Genomic DNA, 17,967 nt, shown 5'->3' on the forward strand with positions numbered 1-17,967 from the left:
AGGCCTCAAACGGTCCACCACAACGCGCTGAATGTACCGCACTGCAAAATAGAAATATCGGACTCAGACAATATTTCCGCCCGTACATCCCAATTTGAATTTGACATTCTGGCGCAGGATTTGACGGTCAGTGTTGTCGCGAATCAAAATCGGCGAAGATACAGGCAGCGGAGGGTCCGTTCGCATGAGCGCCCATGACAAGGCCGCCACTCCCGTAACAAATCGCGGGACCAAGCCAACTTCGGCGGGTTTCACGACAACCATCCGGTTCGGGACAAACCGAAATCGCGTTGGTCCACCCGACCAATTCGGATCGAGGTTCGAGTGGGGGCCAAACGACCCTCGCTATCATGCGGGAACGATCTCCCTCTCCAAGCCACTTCAAGAAGGGGCCCTGGTGCATGAGAATGCCACAGTGGCGGCCTCTCACGGGCAGATCAATCTAGCGCAGGAGCCAAAGAACGTCATTCGCGACTTTCTGGATAATGCGTCCGGTCGTGAGATGGATGAGCCTGTAAGGCGGAAGCACTCCCTAGTATTCATCCACGGCTATGCCTTCAAGTTCGTGGAGATCGCTGCCGTCGAGGCCGCCATCGTCAACGGCTATGGCTGCCCGAACAACCTGTTCTTCTCCTGGCCTTCGTACGGAGACCACTTCAAGTATCCGGAGGATCGCGACCACGCCTATGGATCCGGCACGGCCGCCGGGCAATTCTTACGGGATCTGCTGGATGAGGTTGCCGCCCTGGCGAATCCTCCCAGACTTAGCCTCGTCTGCCACTCTATGGGCAATAGAGTGATGAGCTCGATCGCTCAAGCTCTGAAAGACCCGAAGTACCTTAAGCCATACTTCGAGCACATCTTGCTGTTCGCCGCCGACGAGGATTATGAGGCCTTTCAAAAACCGAGCAAGCTACAGCCCGTATTGAAGATGTATAAGAGCAGCTTGAATATATACACCAACGGAAATGATGGAGCATTGGCAGCGGGGCAACTCGCGAATGACGGCACCCCAGAACTGGGACAACACGGGCCCTACTCGTTCCCGATTCAAGATGAGAACGGGGTGACTTTGACGAACGCGTTCTGGCTAAACTGCACCGAGGTGGCAGACTCGATAATCTTAACCTTGGGGCATCAGTACTTTCGTCTCTCGAAAGAAGTCATGGCCGATGCGCGGCATGTTCTAGAGGGAATGCCGCCGGAGACGATCCCAGGCCGAAATCGCGACGCTGGCTACGGCGGGCTGAGGTACACCATAAGGCCCGCCTGAGGTGAAACTCCGGGCGGCACATATCGGTACGGGTCGGCCGCAAAGGCTTGACGCTGATCTCGCAAGAAGTGCACGGCGTGGCTGGTCGCGATATGGACGGACGCGGCTCTACACGGCGAGCCTCAAACGCCACGCGAGAGGCCAGCCTTACTTCGATTCACCGCTTGCGTCATCCTGCGCAGCGGGTTCGCTCTTTGGCCGGCACCCGTAGCAGCATCGGGTGGTGCAGAAGGCGGCTCCTGGCCTCGCCTCGGGCCTGCATGCGGCCGAACGGATGATCGTCGAGCGCCTGCGCGCCCGCGTCACCGGTTGCCCGCCCTGGCCGGCGATCTACCTCGACCGGGCGCTGCCCTGGGTCGAGGGCAGGAGCGGCCGAGCGCTCTCGCCCTCGCAGGCCGAGGCCGTGCGCCTCGTGCTTGGGGCCAAGCTCAGCGTCGTCACCGGCGGGCCGGGCGTCGGCAAGACCTCGACGCTGGACACGATGCTGCGCATCCTGGTGGCCATGGGCGTGCGCGTACTGCTCGCCGCCCCCGCCGGCCGGGCGGCCAAGCGCATGACCGAGCAGACCGGGCTGGAGGCGAAGAGTCCACCGCCTGCTCGAGATCGACCCGAAGCACGGCGGCTTCTCGCGGAACGAGGAGAACCCGCTCAACTGCGACCTGCTCGTGCACGACGAGGCGTCGATGCCCGACGTGCCGCTGATGAACGCCCTGCCGAAGGCCGTGCCCGAGCACGCTGCGCCGCTGGTGGTGAGCGACGTGGATCAACTGCCCTCGGTCGGCCCGGGACAGGCGCTGGATGACTTCATTGCGTTGGGCGTGGTGGCCACCTCCGATCGAGTACGATCCTATGTCCGGCTTCGCGATCGCCGCATCCACTGCGTCGTTGATCTCGACGGCTTTGCGCAGCTCACCGGTGGTCTTCTGATCGGCTTTGGCGCAGCCTAGCGATTAGCCACCGACCACGCAGATCGAATTGATGGTCGAGGACCGCTCAGGGTGGGAAGCGGGCTTTGGACCTCTGCCTTGAAGCGGACGTTCCGTCTCCGACCCACGCCGGTCGTTCAAATCGCTGCTGGCGCTTCTCGGAAGCTGCCATTCCTCAGCCATCTGGCAACTTCGTCCCGGGCTGAGATGCAGTCGTTTGCCCGATGCCCTGAGCGGCTGAGTGTGACCCTTTGAGGCCGGAACTGACTGCTCCAACTTGAGTTAACTGCGCTAATGACAGCATGCTGTCGTTAGCGCAGTGAGTTGGCGAATCGGAGCTCATCATCGGTACCGTGGCGAGAAAAGGCTTGAAGGACACCGACCGCCTGCGCCGGGCATGGTCGGGTCTCGTCGTCGACGTGTTCCGCCTCAACGGCGACCTGATCGAAGGGGGGGACGCCCTTGTGCAGGACCTCGGCCTGACCAGCGCCCGCTGGCAGGTCTTGGGTGCCGTCGCCCTTTCCCCGGTTCCGCTGCCGGTCGCCCACATCGCCCGCAACATGGGCCTCGCTCGCCAGTCGGTGCAGCGCATCGTCGATGACATGCGCGACGACGGGTTGGTCCGAACCGAACCTAATCCCCACCATCGCCGCGCACCGCTCGTTGCCATGACCCCGCGGGGCGAGGCCGCCTACGACCAGGCGATGGCGCGCAAGGACCTTTGGGCCGACGTGCTGACCGAGGGGCTGTCGTCCGAAGACATCGAGGCTGCCTGCACGGTGCTGCGCACGCTTCAGCAGCGGATCGGCGCCTCCCACGGCCACATCGCATCCATCGCCGCCGCCACCCGGAAGGAGAGACAGGAATGAACCGCGCCGACGCCTCGCAGGAGTACGATGCCGACGTGATCGTCGTCGGCGCCGGGCCCATCGGCCTCACGACCGGCAATGCCCTGCGCCACCACGGCGTCTCGTGCCTGCTCCTGGAGGAGCGCACCGGCCCTAAGGCGTACTCGCGGGCCAACAACCTCTGGGCACGCCCGCAGGAGCTGCTCGCCGGTATCGGGCTTCGCGACGCCCTGGCCGAGAACAGCTACGCCATCGACACCATCAACTTCTTCGTCAACGGCCGGCCGACGACAGCCATCCCCATCTCCGACGTCGTCAGTCCCTACCCGAAGGTGCTCTACAGCGGGCAGGACGTGATCGAGCGGACCCTGACCGCGGAGTTCGAGCGGCGGGGCGGCCGGCTCGACCGAGGCTGCACCGTGACCGACGTCGTCCAGGACGAGAGCGGCGTCACGGTGGTGCTTCAGCGAGGCAAGGACGGGCCGCAGGAGCAACGCCGCTGCCGCTACCTCGTGGCCGCCGATGGCGCCAAGAGCACCATCCGGCCGATGCTCGACCTGGATTTCGAGCCAGTGCGGCTGCCGAACTGCATGAACCGGCAGGTCGACGCCAGGCTGTCCTGGCGCCGCTCGCAGGAGCCCGACCAGCTCTGGTTCTTCTACTACGAGCGGGGTTTCGCGGGCATCCTGCCGGTCTGGGGCGGCTATCACCGGCTGTTCTTCCTGGCCGACGACACCGGCGTGCCGGACCGTGACCCGACGCTCGACGAGATGCAGGCGGTGGCGCGCGAGGTCACGGGCGACGAGACCCTCACCCTGTCGGACCCGCAATGGCTCACCCATAGCCGCTTCCAGTACGGGGTCTCGCCCCGCTACGCCCGCGGCCGCGTCTTCCTGGCGGGCGATGCCGGGCACCTGTCCCTGCCCATCGGCGGCCATGGCATGAACGCGGGCCTGCACGACGCGGTGGAGATCGCGTGGCGGCTCGCCATGACACTGCGCGGCGAGGCGGCGCCGGTGATCCTCGATTCCTACGACGGCGAGCGGGGTGGCGAGCACGCCCGGCTGAGCGCCCAGCAGGCGCGCGGGTTCCGGTGGACCGTCTACCGCGGTCCGGTCACTGACACGGTGTTGGGGCTGGCCGCGAAGGCTCTGCCGAACCTGGGTTCGCTGCTGCAGGGTACGGACGACATGCAGCAGATAGGGGTCGAGTACCCGAAGAGCCTCCTGAACGAGGACCGCCTGTCGGGCCTGGCGAGCTTGCTCCGGCCGGGGCCGAAGCCCGGCGAGCGTGCGCCAGACGCAGAGGTGACGCACGGCGGAGAGACCACGAGCCTGTTCCGGTTCCTCTACAACCCGGACAGCCACACGACCGGTTGGGCTCTCTTGTGCTTCGATGGTCGGTCCTCGGATGCGAGTGCCTCGCTGCTCGACGCCGTCGAGGCCGTGACGCCCTGGACCTGGGTGCGGCCGCGCCTCGTCTTGGCCGGCGCCATGGTCGATGGTGCGGGCGTCCCCGTCCTCTCGGACATGGACGGCAAGGCGCAAGGGGCCTACGGGCTGGAAGGTCGGCCGGCCTTGGTGCTCGTTCGCCCGGACGGGCACATCGCCTTCCGCGGCGACGCCGACCGGGCCGACCGGTTGGTCGCTTACTGCCGGAAGACTTTCGGTGCGGAGCCCGTACGGTCGACGAGCGCGCTCGTCGCCGCTCAATAGCGCGGAGGCTACGCGCAAGAGAGGTGCCGGCCCGACACTTGGGGGCTGCCTTCGATACCGTCGCGCTCAGCCATCCAAGTCGCGCGCGTTTTTGCGTGCTAGGCGGAGGCGCCCTGTGGCAAGGCAGGCTGAGATTGAGCTTTCCTCCATGCACGCACATCTCGTTTTCGGCCTCGCTCTGGTCCTATTCGCTACCCCTGCATCCGCCACCGAGGCGGCTTGGGCGGCAGCACGGGCTGGCGGGACGGTGATGTTGCTGCGGCACGCCAACGCTCCAGGCTTCGGCGATCCGGCAGGCTTCAGGCTCGGTGCCTGCGAGACGCAGCGCAATCTCAGCGAGGCGGGCCGCGCACAGGCCGCTGCGCTCGGCATACGGTTGAGACGTGAGTTCGTAGTCGTGAACGCGGTTCGGTCCAGCCGCTGGTGCCGCGCACGCGATACCGCCGCCCTCGCGTTTCCCGACGTCACGGTCGAGGCTGATCCGGCTCTCGACAGCTTCTTTGCCGATCGCAAAACCGAGTCGGACCAGAGCGCAGCCCTCCGCGACCGCATTCGGGATTGGTTGGGCCGACCGGGTACCCTCGTGCTCGTGACACATCAGGTGAACATCACTGCGCTCACCGGGCTCGTCCCGGCAGAGGGCGAGATCGCCGTCCTTCGACCTAAGGCAGACTCTGGGTTTGAGGTGTTAGGGCGCATCAGACCTTAAGCGGGATAGGGCATCTCCAGCCCTATCAACATCCATTCCGGTAAATGCGTCCGTTCTATCAGTCTGCCTAAAAGCGGACGCTCCGAAGGTCCGGATCGGGGAAGACCCTGGCATCCTCCCTGGCGATTCCTCTCAGTACCTCAATGGCCCTGGGGGTGAGTGCTACCGTTCTAGCGTGACCAATCTTGGTGACTGGGAGGTGTGCCGTTCGCCGCTCAAGGCTGACATGGGCCCACTTAAGGCTGAGCAATTCGCCCCGCCTCATGCCTGTCTCGATGGCAAGCTCGATGATCGGCCGCAGGTACCACGCATGGGCTGACCTGATGGCGGCACTCAGCTTTTGACCGTCGTCCTGCTCAAGGCGTCTGTCTCGGGCTTTGGATGGCTTAGGCAGGCCGATGCTCAGAACCGGGTTGCTGGACAGCGGGGCATCCCACTCTCGCATAGCCACGGTCAGGCAGTGCCGCAGGATGGTCAGCTCACGCCTCACCGAATCGCCGCTTACGACAGCCAGCCGGTCATCACGGTAGCGAGCAACAAGCCCAGGGGAGAGCTTGACCAGGGAAGCCTCCGATATGGCGTGGGATAGGAGGGTCCTGATGCGTGATTGCTCCGCCCTGGCCCCTCGCTTGGCCGGTGTGACACTCGCCTCGTATCGCTTGAGGAGATCCCCTACGGTCAGACCCGCTGCCTGCCTTGGGCATGCCGGGAGTTCAGCCCTCTCAATGGCTCGCTCCTTCTCCCTCGCCCAGGAGAGTGCGTCAGCCTTGGTGCTGAAGGATTTTGAGATTGGTGGGTAGCCGTCTCGCCTGACCTGAACCTGCCAGGACGAGCCTCGCCTGCGTATGGTCGCCATCCGTGCCTTGCCTCGGTGCTTGTGACAGCAGCGTGACAGGCTGATCTACTAGGGACCTTCGTCTGGCAGCTAAGCCTAAAACCTTGAGGTCTTTCAGAGACTTAGAGTGGCGCACCCGACACGATTCGAACGTGTGACCTTTGCCTTCGGAGGATTGTGGAACGGGGTTTTCGCGTGATTGCGCGAGTTTTCCCGTGATTGCTAAGCCTCTGACCTAACTTGTGAAATCTGCCGGATCGGCTTTTCCCTCGTTTGCGGCCGGCGGCGGCGATTTGCTTCCGCGTGCTTCCGCAGTGCTTCCGCAGCGCGAGGGGATGGGGGATGCCAAGGATCACGAAGCGGCTCGTTGAGGCCGCCGAGCCGAACGGCCGGGACTACTTCATCTGGTGCGACGAGCTGCCGGGCTTCGGCATCCGGATCTTCGCCTCAGGACGACGCAGCTACCTCGTCCAGTACCGGGCCAACGGACGCAGCCGGCGCGCGACGATCGGCCTGCACGGAGCCCTGACGGCGGACGAGGCGCGTCGCGAGGCCAAGGCGCTTCTCGGTCAGGTCGCGCGCGGGGAGGATCCCGCGGAGGAGCGCGCCACGCGTCGCGCCTCTTTGACCATCGCCGAGCTCTGCGACCGCTACCTCGACGCCGTCGACAAGGGACTGATCATGGGCAAGCGCGGCGCCGCGAAGAAGGCCTCGACCCTCTACGTCGATCGCGGCCGGATCGAACGGCACATCAAGCCGCTGCTCGGCCGGCGCCTGGTCGCCGAGTTGACGCAGCCGGACGTGCAGCGCTTCGTGCGGGACGTCCAAGCCGGCAAGACGGCTGGCGTGATCAAGACGGGCTTCCGCGGCAAGGCGGTGGTGGAGGGCGGCCCTGGCACGGCAGCTCGCACCGTGGGCCTGCTGGGCGGGATCCTGAGCTTCGCGATCAGCGAGCAGATCATCACCGCGAACCCGGCCGCCGGGGTGAAGCGGCCGGCTGACAAGAAGCGGAAGCGGCGGCTAGCACCCGAGGAGTACGCCGCCCTAGGCAAGGTGCTGCTGGCGGCCGAGGGCGATGGATCCGAGCGCTGGCAGGCCGTGGCTGGCATCCGCCTTCTGGCTCTTACCGGCTGCCGTCTTGGGGAGATCGTGCGGCTGCGCTGGTCGGAGATCGATGCGGCCGGGTCCTGTCTGCGGCTGGAGGAGACGAAGGAGGGCGCCTCGGTGCGACCGCTCGGCAAGGCCGCCGCGGCGGTGCTGGAGCGGCTGCAGCGCGTTCCTGGCTTGCCCTACGTGCTGCCGGCGGCCCGCGGTATCGGCGCCTTCACCAGCCTGCCCGATGCGCTTGAGCGGATCACAGAACGCGCTGGCCTGGAGGGCGTCACGGCTCACACCCTGCGCCACTCCTTCGCCTCTACGGCCGGCGACCTCGGCTACAGTGATTCGACGATCGGGGCGATGCTCGGCCACGCTGGGCATGGCGTGACCTCTCGGTACATTCACCACCTTGATGCGGTGCTCATCGCGGCCGCGGATCGGGTGGCGGACCGGGTGGCCACCTGCTTGGCTGGCGGGCCGTAGAACGAGAAACGGCCGGGCTTTCGCCCGGCCGCTCAGTACGTCAGTGCTAGTCCGCTCAGCGCAGGAGCTGCAGGATGCCCTGCTGCGCCTGATTGGCGAGCGACAGCGCCGAGACGGCCAGCGAGTTGCGGGTCGAGAGCGCCTGGGAGTTGGCTGCCTCCTCGTTCATGTCGGCGTTGACAAGGTTTGCCGAGCCTGTATCGAGGATGTTGATCATCTGCTTCGAGAAGTCCTGCCGGTTCTGCACGATCGTAAGATTCGAGCCGAACGTCGAAGACTGCGTACGAAGCTTGGCAGTTGCGTCCGTAAGTTGTTGCATTGCAACATTGATCTCGTCGTCGTTTTGGAAGTTATTGACGACTGACTTCAATCCAAGTCCGTCCGCATCGTACTTCACGCCGGCAATGTTTAGATTTGAGGTTCCTTTTTCGTTGAAGGTTACCTTCAGGCTATTTTCGTTCACGTCAGAGCTGGTGCGCGACAGAAGATTGATACCGTTGTACCCAGAGTCTTGAGCCTGCTGGGTGATCTGAGCGAGTAGGTTGTTGAACTGGGCCGCAAGGGTCGCCCTTGTGGAGCTATTGCCCTTGGCACCTCCGATATCAGTTCCAGTGCTCGGAATAGCAGCAGTTCCAGAGGTGCCAAATCCTATATCGATGTTTCCTCCAGCCTTGAGCGTGAGCATTTGATCGGAGCCAAATGCCGTCGTCTGAACGGTCAGCTTGTCGTTAACGAAGGAAGCTTTGACCTTACCGCTGAGCCCCGTATCCTGGGAAATCTGGTAGTTGATGGCCTGCGCGAGCTTGGCCTGACTCGGAGAACCCCCGAGTGTCGTCCCATTGCTGTCGATGACAGTTCCGGAAGCAAGGCTGATGGTTTTATCGTTGCCGTTTCCGAGCTTGAGGGTGAATGACGCGTTTGGCGCCTGACCGCTGACCTGCGTCGTGAAGTCGAAAGCTTTAGTGCTGGTATTGTAAATCGAACCAAGAGCAGAGCCAGTGATGGATGCTTTGGACGACCCGTCCGAAGCATCAGCGCCGGTGTTGGTAATCACCGCTGAGGCAGTACCACCGCCTGCGGTAAAAGCTCCCGTTGTGGCATTGGTTGAGCTAAAGCCAAGACCGATCGAATCGTTAGTCGTCGAGATAAGAAGGTCTGTGGCGGTATTTGCGGTCGATGTGAACTTCAAGGCGTTACCAACAACAGTTACGTTGATGCCCGCAGTTGCGGCCGTAAGCTGATCTTGGATAGCCTGAGCCACTTGAGCTTGAGTCGGATTAGGGCCGAGCGTATTGCCGCTTGCTGTTGTGGTCGAATCAATCTTGATATCGGTCGCAACGCCGGCTGTATTTGTGATGCTGAAATTGGCGCTTTTTCCAGAGCTCAGATCCACGTTGGCGAGCAGGGTTGCTGCTCCTGTGATGCTGGAAAAAGTCGAGGTTCCGTTGCCTGTCGTCTTGGACGTTGGCGCGTTCGACGCCACTGTCTCGAAGCCGAGCCCAGTTCCCGATGCTGATGCACCCGTACCAGCTGTTGTAGTATCGGTGATGCCGCTGATCGACAGCTGGGCATCAAGGCCTTTGTCAGCAGTAACAAAAACTATCTTGTCAGCGTTCCCGGCGCCGTCTGCAGCAGTCGTGCCGAGCCGAGCTGTTACCGACGATCCACGATCCGAGAGCTGCTTGTTGATGGCTTTGATGATGTCGTCTTTGGTCGCCGAAGTAACAGGGGGCGTACCTGCCGTTGTTCCGAGAACGCCTCCGATGTTATCCGTTGGTGAATTCGCATTTAAAGTTACCGTTACAGACTTCGAGCCGTCGCCGATCGTAAAGCTTGCGGTCTTGCCATTTGTAAAGTCGGTAGCTGTAGCGAGAGCCGCGCCTGCAACGATCTTTGCTGCAGTGGTCGTTGCCGACTTGCCAAAACCAATGTCTGTATTGGCATTCGCGGAGCCATTGACAGAAACCTGCGAGGTCGAGCCGGTGTCTGTAGTGGTGAAACTTAAGCGGCCGTTGGTTCCGATCGATGCCGTCACTTTGCCAGACAAATTCGAGCTAGCTGCAATCTGGCCATTGATTGCCGTAAGAAGCTGATCCTGTGTAACGTTAGCAGTATTGTTAGTCACATTCTTGAGCGTCGAAGAGTCGAGGCGAATAGTTGCTTTGGTGGCGCCGCCGTCGAGCGAGATATCAAGCGATGCGTCCTTGTCGAGGCTTGAAAGGTCGTATGTCGTGCTCAGCGTGCTCGTGCCCGTCACGATAGCAGCCTGGGCCGGAACGCCGCCGACGATCGTACCCTTCGTACCGCTCTTGTCGGCAAGCGCTTGACTCGCCGTGGACTTCGCCGAATCAACCAGCTTCTGAATCGAGGTGATGCCTTGGTTCGCAGCCTGGATGGTCTGGATGCCATTCGAGATGCCGTCGAGCAGGTTGCTCAGATCCGACGAGCGCGCCGTGAGGCTCTGCGAGGTGAAGAAGTTCGTCGGGTTGTCGAGGGCCGAAGTCACCTTCTTGCCGGTTGAGAGGCGGCTCTGCGTGGTCGACAGCAGCGAGGCCGTGTCCTGCAGAGAGAGCAGGTTCTGCCGCGTCGCGGCAGAGAGGGTGATGCTAGACATCGATGGTCCGTTTCTACGGTTTGTGATCCGCCATATTGCGGCCACGCCCAAGATGCGCCGTGCGCCTTGCCGATTTCCTAAGCCGCTCCGAGAGCCTGTCGATCCGTTTCGAGATCGTTAACAAATCCCTCATAAAACCGATGGACGTCCAACAGAGGATTGGCCATGGGGCTCCGCATCACGCTAAAGCCGAACGAGAGGCTCATCATCAATGGAGCTTCAATTCGGAACGGCAATCGGAACAGCGACTTCCTCATTGAATCGCACAGCAAGTTTCTGCGAGAGAGCGAGATCCTGCATGAGAGTGAAGCCGATACGCCTTCAAAAAAGCTCTGGGTAACGTTGCAGGTCATGTATTTGACCGACCACCGCGCGGAGGTCGAAGATCTCTTCTACAAGCAAGCGACTGCGATCATGAGTATGATGCCGGAGGCGGCACCCTTCATGGCGCAAATGCAGAGTGCGATTACGGAGGGGCACTTCCACAAGGCCATAAAAGTCTGCAAGCAGCTCGCAAGAGTCGAGCAGGAGCTCGCTGAAGGCCAAGCTAGCGTGCAGGCCGCTTGAGGCGACGCGGCGGCCTTCTACCAAGCTGCCCACATCCGGTAGCGGTTGCCGAGCGCGTCCACCCGATTGCCGACATCCCCCAGCGCTACAGGTGTGGCTGCCAACGCAAGTCCGGCCCGGCCAGGCGGCTCGTCCTCTGCAATGACGTGGGCGACAGCGCCAAGCGTGATCGCGGACCACATGGAGGGGCAGATCGAGCAGCTGCAAGAGCGGGCCGACGCGGCCGGCTCGCTGCGCGAGGCTTGCTGATGCCTCGCGTCTGACGGCGAGCACCATCTCAGCGTGAGCTGGCCTCAGGTCGTGCTCAATCCCACTGAGCCGTCAGCCCGGTTGAGCGCGGTGACGCGTGGACCGCCGCCCCCGCCCTGCAACTGCTCCCACGCATCCAGGGCTCCGTTGGCCGCATCGATGATATCGCGAGGCGTGCCACCTGGGACCTCGGGCCGGATCGCCTCGACGAGCCGGGTCACCAGCGTCTGCTCGCTCTGGGGATGCCTGCCGCCCTCGGCTTGGCGCATGTACGCCGCGAAGACGTTCTCGGCGATCGTGCGTGCCGTCCGATCAACCTCAGGCGTGTCCTGCTCCATTGCTCAAGCTCTTCAGTTCACCAATATGCCAGACAGGTTCAACCCAGCAGGGAGCAACCCCGTTCATCGATGGAAGCCAGGAAGCGGCTCTCCTCACAACCCCACCCAAAATGCGCCACCGATAACCATGGCGGTGGCGACAATGAAGCCAGCGAAGGCGGGCATGACCCAACTGCGCTGGCCATGCGGGTCAGCCGCGTCCCGTGTCGCGCGCGTTGCGGCCGCAGTCTTTCGCGCCAGGGCGATCCGCTCGGGCGTAGGGGGTGTGCCGGCAGCCTCATCGCAGGTGCCGAGCTGCACCATCCCGACATCGTAGTGCTCGACCTTGTCGCCTGTGGCGCCGCTATCGATGTCCGCCTTCAGCATGGCCGTCGTCGGGTTGTCGGACGCGGGCGGCGTGTCGACCAGCAGATTGGCTGGCGGTGGTTGGGTCTCGGAACGGGATACCATGGCGGAGCTCCTCGGCATACGAAGTGCCAAGCCGTGGGCCGGCGGCTTCGTTCAGGAGGTGCGACTCGGTGGTGGGCTGACGTGCATAGGGAAGATCCTCATGCGGTCTGCCCAGCAGCATGAGGCTGCTCGACCCGCTTGGCGACTTCCGTGATGACGTACTCCACCGAAAGCGGCCACGGCACGTCATTGTCTAGGAGCGCCCGCGCAGCACGGACCAGCATGACGAACTGCTCGGGTGGGATGGGCTCGCCAGCTGCATTCAGCTGAAGGATGCGGTCGGCGATCATCGCCGCAAGCCGCGCGACCTCAGCCATTCGTTCAGGCTGGCCGCTGGCGTCCGTCACTTCAGGTAGTTCTTGGTTCGGAGCCACTCGACAAGGATCTTCTCAACCAACGATGAGACTGAACGCAGATCATCCTTAGCCGCCTGTTCGAGGGCGACCTTGGTTTCGGGCTGCACCCGGATCCCGAGCGACGGCGTCTTCGCCATTCCAACTTTTACCTACAATGACGTTGACATCGTTCCGACATTGTAGGTAAATCGAGGTGCGTTCGCAAGAACGAAACGGCCCGGCAGGAGGGTTAGGAGCCTCCAGCCGAGCCTGACCACGCACGTCGAGGCATGACGCAACATGGCTATCCGACATTCTACAGCACCGGCCCGCGCCGGTGAACGCTCCCGCTCGCCCGCAGCGCTCTATTCGCGCCCTCAGCCGGTCATCGAGCCGGACGAGGCTGCGCCTGGCACCGTCGAGGCCTGGGAGGCGATCGCGCCGATCCGGCCGGACACTGCTCATGCCCGCGCGCCGCGCTTCCTAGACGTGGCCGGCGAACTGCTGGTGGGCTTCTCGATCGTCGCCGGGGGCGTGCTCGCCTACGGCCACCTGCCAGTCGCGTGAGGGGAGGGGAGCATGTCAGCAGCACGCAAGACCGCCTACTCGCCGCAACATGCGGGTCTGCGCGAGCGGGCGAGTGCCTCACGCGAGTCAATCACGCGAGTGCCTCGCAAAAAGCCGGACTGCTGCCCAGCCGCGGCGCTCGGCAACCTTCTCGATCAAGCTTGGGTCGAGCACGAGAAGTGGGACGAGCAAATCACGCCAGACAATCGGGCGGTCCTAGGGTTCATGTCCGATGTGACCCTCGAACAGATTCGGGCGCGAGAGATCGCGATCAGCTTCGCACGTGCTTCCTCACCCGCAGGAATCCTCACACTACTCGCCGTGGCATCTGACGGCCTCGACTCCGCAGCCAACGGAAGCAACCCCACCATACGGCGGTCAGGTGAGGAGATCGCGCAGCGCTGCCTTTTCTCCATCGCAGCCGCACTCTGCGCAATCACTGGCGAAAAGCGGGATGCAGGGGTCGTGAGGCGCTACCTGCCAACGCGGTGCGACCCGCTCTCGATGCTTGATGCGGAGGGGGCCCGATGACAACCGTTGTCCGCTTCCCCCATGGCCGCCGCATGCCGGCCGCCACCATCCCGCGCGAGGAGTTCGAGCGGCTGGCCGAGCTCGCCCTCGATGTGGTCGACCGGATCGTCCTGCTGCTCGATCAGGCGGACGGTGATCCTGATGCCGAAGACGGTGGTGATGCCGAGCCGTCGCTGGGTGCGCCTGCCGGCGGTCCGTCCCAGCGGGCCTGGGCAGCCGGCAACGATCGGGATCTCGAAGTAGGACCATGAGAATCTACAAGGGTGCGTGTTGACACCATCGTTCTACTATGGTGGAACTAAGGTGTCAGCCCGCACCCAATCGGAGTGCCCTATGCCCGATCTGTCCCGCAGCCAGTTCTGCGAAATCACGTGTCTCTCGCCGGACGCGTTGAAGTCGCTGACCCGGCGAGGTCAGATCCCGTTCATGGTTGACCAAAAAGCTTCAGGGCGCGGTTACACCCTGTTCGAGGCGTTCCTGATGATCCTGGCGAACGAGTTCGTTGAGGGGCACGGGGTCAATTTGACGCGAGCTGCCGAAATCGCTGCAGCGGTCCCGGCGGTTTTGGAGCCGGAGTGGTCACGCGTTGTCGAGACAGCTGAAAAGCTATTCGAACGCGATGGAGCAGGTGTCGATCCGATTATGTGCGGCCGGTGCCAGTCGGCCGGACCGGAGCGCGCCGAGCCCATCTGCGGGACTCATGACGAGATTGCGCAGAAGCTCAAGGCCTCAGGCAAGATGAACGCACGCTTGACCTTATCCAGCGCCTCTCACGCGCTTGCCACCCTCATTAGGCGAGCGCTCAACAATCAGATCGAGATCCCTGAAGAGTTTTGGTCGACACCATTCTCCTTCCGCGAGCGCGCTCGGACCGATTGGGCGGGGATTACTAATATGAAGAAGCTCATTGCTGAAGGTGAGCACCTGAAACACGACGCCGAGTCCTAGGGCCGTACTCGCGGCTTCGGGCCTGCCTGAAGCACTGAATTCTTAGGAGCTGCAAAATGACGAGCGTTGAACAGCCCCTCTCGAGGGGTCCGGCGGAGCCTTGCCCAAAGCCTGCAGCCGGCAAGCCTCGGCTGCGCCGCTGGGAGGCGAGCCGGCATCTCCGGGACCGCCACGGGATCGAGTTGGCGGTCTCCACCTTGGCAAAGCTCGCCTGCCTCGGCGGCGGGCCGCCCTTCCAGAAGGCCGGGCGCGTGCCGCTCTACCCGGTCGACCTCCTCGACGCCTGGGCCACTGCACGCCTCGGCCGCGTCGTTCACTCGACCTCGGAGGATGTGCGCCAAGCTGACCGAGGCGGCTACCCAGGCCACCCGCGCGGTCGAGATGCAAGGCCGGCAGATCACCGCCCTGATGAGCTGCGTGGCGGGGCTCTCCCGCGAGATGGAGGAGCGCTGCGGTGTGGATCGCGCTGAGCTGGTCGAGACCGCCCTGACTGCGATGCGGGCCGAGATGGGCTCGGATCCGGAGCGGGATAGCGTGTTGCGCAGCCTGCTCGGGCAGACCCGTCAGGCACCAGCGGAGAAGGGGGCGCCCGGTCCGGCGCTACGGCTGATCCCGGGTGGGAAGGTCTGACAGTGGAGGCGCCTTGCGTCAGCACCGGCCGCATCGCGCAGGCGTTCGTGAACTCGCCCTCGGTGGGTGAATCATGAGGCCGCTCTGTGCGCCTGAGCAGCCGCCTTGCAAATGATGAAAGCACGACGCATTTGCAGCAGCCGCGGTTAGCCCCTCATCGGCTACCGCTGGTCCGTCATCTCGGGCAGCTCGAAGGTGTCCCCGTAGCCCGGCGGGTTGCGTATCTGCGCGATGTGCCGCCCAGTCTCGGCCATCTGGTCATCGAAGCGCTGCTGCGCCTCACCCATTGCCGCTTCCGAGTTCACGACGAGCAGCCCGCGCAGGCCCCGCAGCACGTTCATGAGCTGCGATAGGATCAGCCCGGAGATGTAGCCGAGGACCGCGTTTGCCCAGCGCGCATCGACTGCCCATCCTTCGTAAGAGAAGGCCACGGCAGGCGCGCAGGTGCCGCCGCCCGGCGGGCACGCCACGTACGGCTTGAGCATGACGACGAAGGCGACCCCGGCGAAGCTCATGATCACGAGCCCGGCCCAGAAATCCATCTGCTGCTCCAGGTTCTTGCGTAGCTGGATCAGACGCTTGATGGACATGCCGCTGCCGCGCAGGGATGTGGCGGTCAGCGCCATGGCCGGCAGGACGGCCGCGATCACGAAGCCGAAGAGGTTGATCAGCTCGCCGCTCACCGTCGCGATAAAGTCCGGAGGCGCGAACCGCGCGGCAGCGGCAGCCATGACGGCGGCGACCGTCAAGCCCTTCCATCTGCCGACCAGCTTGCGAACCCTGCTCACGTCTAGACGTAACCTTGTCTGTTGAAATGGTTGAAGGCGTCCCACAGGGCGCCGGAGATGCTTGGCCGATCGAAAAGTTCGCCTTCAGTCTCGACTTGCGCGGGGTAAGCCACCCGCTTGATGTGGCCCGACCGCTCGCGGCCCGCATGAGAATATAGGGTCAATTCGTCTTCGGGAACGTCTCGGATCAAGTCAGAGACCTGATCCCTCGAAATTTCATACTTCGAGCCGTCAGATTTGAAGTACACCTCCAGCTTGAGCTCTATGTCGACGCCCTCCGCTTCGAGGGCTGCGATGCGCTCGTCCGTGAAATGCGCCGCCTTCAGTATCCCGAACACGGTCGAGCCGGATAGCCGCTCGGTGTCGGCCCGAGTTTCGGCGGTCCGCACCTGTCCCGGCCCGGCGCGCATCTCCGCTGCATCAGCTGCCTCGCGCGGGCGAAGGACCATCCGCTGCACCGAGGGCAACTCCTCGATGTTGACGGTCGGCGTGAACCGGAGCGAGAGATCGGGGGTGGAGATCCCGGTCTTAGTGCCCAGCATCCACTCCAAGAAGGCCTCGTTCCGGTTCATCGCGATTTCGCGGTTCACGTACAGGAAGTGGTCGCCGATTAGCAGTGCGTATAGAAACCCGCGGATCAGCTCGGTGCCCTGAGGCGTGTTCGCATTGCGCAGCTGGTACTCACTGCCGCCGGCACCCGTCTGGATCAGCGGGATGCGCGACCCCGGCGCGAAGCGGACGATTTCCAAGAAGATGCCGCGTGGCATGACCTGCGCAGAGTTCATCACAAGACTTCCGTAGTCTTGAAACTGATCGTACCGCCTATGACTCGCGTCCGTGCTTACCTGAACACCACCAATTCGCCTGCCCAAGCTTGCTCTCAGCGCCTGCTCCAAGCTTGGGAAGTTTAGATCACCTCTGCGAACATTTGCCTTTGAGTAAAGTACGTTGATACCGCGAGCCACGTTCACGATCCCATCTCTAGCTTTGAGCTTAGAGATCACGGATCGAGAGCGGAGTCAGCGAGCAACCCGTCTTTTCCCGCTAATTCTCAACCTTACCGCTACGCGCCAGCATTTTGCCGTGACCGAGCGCCGTCCTGTCTGTCCGCCCCTGTTTGTTCGTCGTTTGTTCTATATCGCGACGAGCCAGGTGATTGCAAGGGTAGCGTCAATGCAAGGTCGTGAAGTGCACCTCCGGGTTTGCGATCCGCAGCCCAGTCCCAAGGTCCGTGAGGCTCAGAATTCGGTCCGTGCGGAACTCTCTGCGCTCTCCCCGCAGGTAGCAGTGCGCGTGCAGCCGCACGCAATCCGCATCCTCCGTCACGCGCTCGAGCCGGATCTGCCGCTCCGTCACTCCTCCCCATGCATCGGCGTAGAGCAGCAGGTACTTCGAGCCCCGCAGTGAGTGTCCGCCACGAGCAGGCGTTTTGCGGGGCCGCTGAGCCGCCCGGATAGAGATCGGCGCGGACGCTGTCTGAGCGGGCGGGGCCGACGGGGACTGCGCCTTCGCGGTCGCGCCCCGGCTCGGCAACTTTGCGGCTGCCCGCGCGCCGCGGAGCAAATCCTTCGAGGTCAACCGCTGCGGCTCAGGCATCGGTGGTGGCACATAGTGCATCGGTTGCGTGGGCGGCGGCGGCGGCGGTGTCGGCACGGGCACGCCCATCACGACCGGCACTGGTGTCGGCGCCGGCGGAGCGGCCGAGGGCGCCTGCGGTCTGGGGAGGGGCGGGAAGCGGTGCGTGAAGTCGTTTCTCCATGACGCTGTAGGCGGCGGCCCCTGCCTCGGCGCCAGCAGGTTCGGCATCAAGGCGGGAAGGTTCGGCACTGGAGCAGGTGGCGGCTCGATGATCTGTGTCGGCGCGGGTTCCGCGACCGGCAGTGCTACGAGCGCAGCGGGCGGCGCCTCAACTTCTAGCAGTGTGTCGGAAGCGTCTCCTGCGAATGCCAGGATCTGACCGCGTTGCTTGGCGCGCTGTCTGCGGAGCCCCACGACCAAGCCGAAACCACCGAGCGAGACAAGGATCCCGGCGAGCGTGTAGAGCGGCGGCATGGGGAGCGGTC

The 17,967-nt window shown here is 63.5% G+C and carries 19 protein-coding genes and 1 pseudogene; 12 read left to right on the forward strand and 8 right to left on the reverse strand.

What is annotated here, in order from left to right; genetic code table 11:
• Window positions 1-184 precede the first annotated feature (184 nt).
• The 5 genes and pseudogenes from DK427_RS09025 (at window position 185) to DK427_RS09045 (ending at window position 5,471) form a co-directional block, all read left to right on the forward strand.
• On the forward strand, window positions 185-1,273 hold the full coding sequence (locus DK427_RS09025) for an alpha/beta hydrolase (protein WP_109950980.1): 1,089 nt from the start codon (window positions 185-187) through the stop codon (window positions 1,271-1,273).
• A 253-nt stretch (window positions 1,274-1,526) separates the two neighbouring features.
• Window positions 1,527-2,148: pseudogene (locus DK427_RS09030) on the forward strand (ATP-dependent DNA helicase); the annotation flags it as partial.
• A 419-nt stretch (window positions 2,149-2,567) separates the two neighbouring features.
• Window positions 2,568-3,068, forward strand: a complete 501-nt coding sequence (locus DK427_RS09035) for a MarR family winged helix-turn-helix transcriptional regulator (protein ID WP_245930854.1) — start codon at window positions 2,568-2,570, stop codon at window positions 3,066-3,068.
• Entirely contained in the window at window positions 3,065-4,762 is a 1,698-nt protein-coding gene (locus DK427_RS09040) for an FAD-dependent monooxygenase (RefSeq protein ID WP_109950982.1), read from the forward strand. The genes DK427_RS09035 and DK427_RS09040 overlap by 4 nt, the downstream gene beginning before the upstream one ends.
• Window positions 4,763-5,012: 250 nt before the next feature.
• Window positions 5,013-5,471, forward strand: coding sequence for a histidine phosphatase family protein (locus DK427_RS09045; protein WP_245930855.1), 459 nt, complete (start codon window positions 5,013-5,015; stop codon window positions 5,469-5,471).
• A 67-nt stretch (window positions 5,472-5,538) separates the two neighbouring features.
• Here DK427_RS09045 and DK427_RS09050 read toward each other — a convergent pair whose 3' ends face one another.
• Entirely contained in the window at window positions 5,539-6,327 is a 789-nt protein-coding gene (locus DK427_RS09050; RefSeq protein WP_245930856.1) for a tyrosine-type recombinase/integrase, read from the reverse strand.
• Between the two features lie 321 nt (window positions 6,328-6,648).
• Here DK427_RS09050 and DK427_RS09055 point away from each other — a divergent pair, with 321 nt between their 5' ends.
• Window positions 6,649-7,887, forward strand: a complete 1,239-nt coding sequence (locus DK427_RS09055; protein WP_109950983.1) for a tyrosine-type recombinase/integrase — start codon at window positions 6,649-6,651, stop codon at window positions 7,885-7,887.
• 55 nt (window positions 7,888-7,942) lie between these two features.
• On the opposite strand, the gene DK427_RS26220 is transcribed toward DK427_RS09055, so the two are convergent.
• Complete coding sequence (locus DK427_RS26220) at window positions 7,943-10,501, reverse strand: flagellin N-terminal helical domain-containing protein (RefSeq protein ID WP_162559754.1); 2,559 nt, start codon at window positions 10,499-10,501, stop codon at window positions 7,943-7,945.
• 165 nt (window positions 10,502-10,666) lie between these two features.
• Here DK427_RS26220 and DK427_RS09075 point away from each other — a divergent pair, with 165 nt between their 5' ends.
• Window positions 10,667-11,068, forward strand: coding sequence for a flagellar biosynthesis repressor FlbT (locus tag DK427_RS09075; protein WP_109950985.1), 402 nt, complete (start codon window positions 10,667-10,669; stop codon window positions 11,066-11,068).
• Window positions 11,069-11,361: 293 nt separating this feature from the next.
• Here the strand turns inward: DK427_RS09075 and DK427_RS09080 are convergent, their stop codons facing one another.
• The 4 genes from DK427_RS09080 to DK427_RS26680 all read right to left on the reverse strand — a co-directional run bounded on the left by DK427_RS09080 (window position 11,362) and on the right by DK427_RS26680 (window position 12,598).
• On the reverse strand, window positions 11,362-11,655 hold the full coding sequence (locus tag DK427_RS09080; RefSeq protein ID WP_109950986.1) for a hypothetical protein: 294 nt from the start codon (window positions 11,653-11,655) through the stop codon (window positions 11,362-11,364).
• A 93-nt stretch (window positions 11,656-11,748) separates the two neighbouring features.
• Window positions 11,749-12,105 carry a hypothetical protein gene (locus DK427_RS09085; protein WP_109950987.1) on the reverse strand — a complete coding sequence of 119 codons (357 nt, stop codon included), beginning with the start codon at window positions 12,103-12,105 and terminating at the stop codon, window positions 11,749-11,751.
• Window positions 12,106-12,203: 98 nt separating this feature from the next.
• On the reverse strand, window positions 12,204-12,452 hold the full coding sequence (locus DK427_RS09090; protein WP_204165294.1) for a hypothetical protein: 249 nt from the start codon (window positions 12,450-12,452) through the stop codon (window positions 12,204-12,206).
• Window positions 12,449-12,598: a type II toxin-antitoxin system antitoxin gene (locus tag DK427_RS26680; protein WP_204165295.1), complete on the reverse strand. Its 150-nt coding sequence runs from the start codon at window positions 12,596-12,598 to the stop codon at window positions 12,449-12,451. Before DK427_RS26680 ends, DK427_RS09090 begins: the two co-directional genes overlap by 4 nt.
• Window positions 12,599-12,740: 142 nt before the next feature.
• Between DK427_RS26680 and DK427_RS09095 the strand changes: the two genes are divergently transcribed.
• The 5 genes from DK427_RS09095 (at window position 12,741) to DK427_RS26230 (ending at window position 15,116) form a co-directional block, all read left to right on the forward strand.
• A complete protein-coding gene (locus tag DK427_RS09095) occupies window positions 12,741-13,007 on the forward strand; it encodes a hypothetical protein (protein WP_109950988.1) in 267 nt (88 codons plus the stop codon).
• Window positions 13,008-13,019: 12 nt separating this feature from the next.
• Window positions 13,020-13,538 (forward strand): hypothetical protein, encoded by a 519-nt coding sequence (locus DK427_RS26225; protein ID WP_156454028.1) that lies wholly within the window; start codon window positions 13,020-13,022, stop codon window positions 13,536-13,538.
• Window positions 13,535-13,789: a hypothetical protein gene (locus DK427_RS09100; RefSeq protein WP_109950989.1), complete on the forward strand. Its 255-nt coding sequence runs from the start codon at window positions 13,535-13,537 to the stop codon at window positions 13,787-13,789. The genes DK427_RS26225 and DK427_RS09100 overlap by 4 nt, the downstream gene beginning before the upstream one ends.
• Before the next feature lie 82 nt (window positions 13,790-13,871).
• On the forward strand, window positions 13,872-14,486 hold the full coding sequence (locus tag DK427_RS09105; protein WP_109950990.1) for a hypothetical protein: 615 nt from the start codon (window positions 13,872-13,874) through the stop codon (window positions 14,484-14,486).
• 330 nt (window positions 14,487-14,816) lie between these two features.
• The gene (locus DK427_RS26230; RefSeq protein ID WP_162559755.1) at window positions 14,817-15,116 is read left to right on the forward strand and encodes a hypothetical protein; all 300 of its coding nucleotides are present in this window, start codon (window positions 14,817-14,819) and stop codon (window positions 15,114-15,116) included.
• A gap of 161 nt (window positions 15,117-15,277) precedes the next feature.
• On the opposite strand, the gene DK427_RS09115 is transcribed toward DK427_RS26230, so the two are convergent.
• Entirely contained in the window at window positions 15,278-15,865 is a 588-nt protein-coding gene (locus DK427_RS09115) for a hypothetical protein (protein WP_109950991.1), read from the reverse strand.
• 41 nt (window positions 15,866-15,906) lie between these two features.
• A complete protein-coding gene (locus DK427_RS09120) occupies window positions 15,907-16,689 on the reverse strand; it encodes a hypothetical protein (RefSeq protein WP_109950992.1) in 783 nt (260 codons plus the stop codon).
• Window positions 16,690-17,967 lie beyond the last annotated feature (1,278 nt).

It is taken from the genome of Methylobacterium radiodurans, from assembly GCF_003173735.1.
In the GTDB taxonomy this organism is placed as follows: domain Bacteria; phylum Pseudomonadota; class Alphaproteobacteria; order Rhizobiales; family Beijerinckiaceae; genus Methylobacterium; species Methylobacterium radiodurans.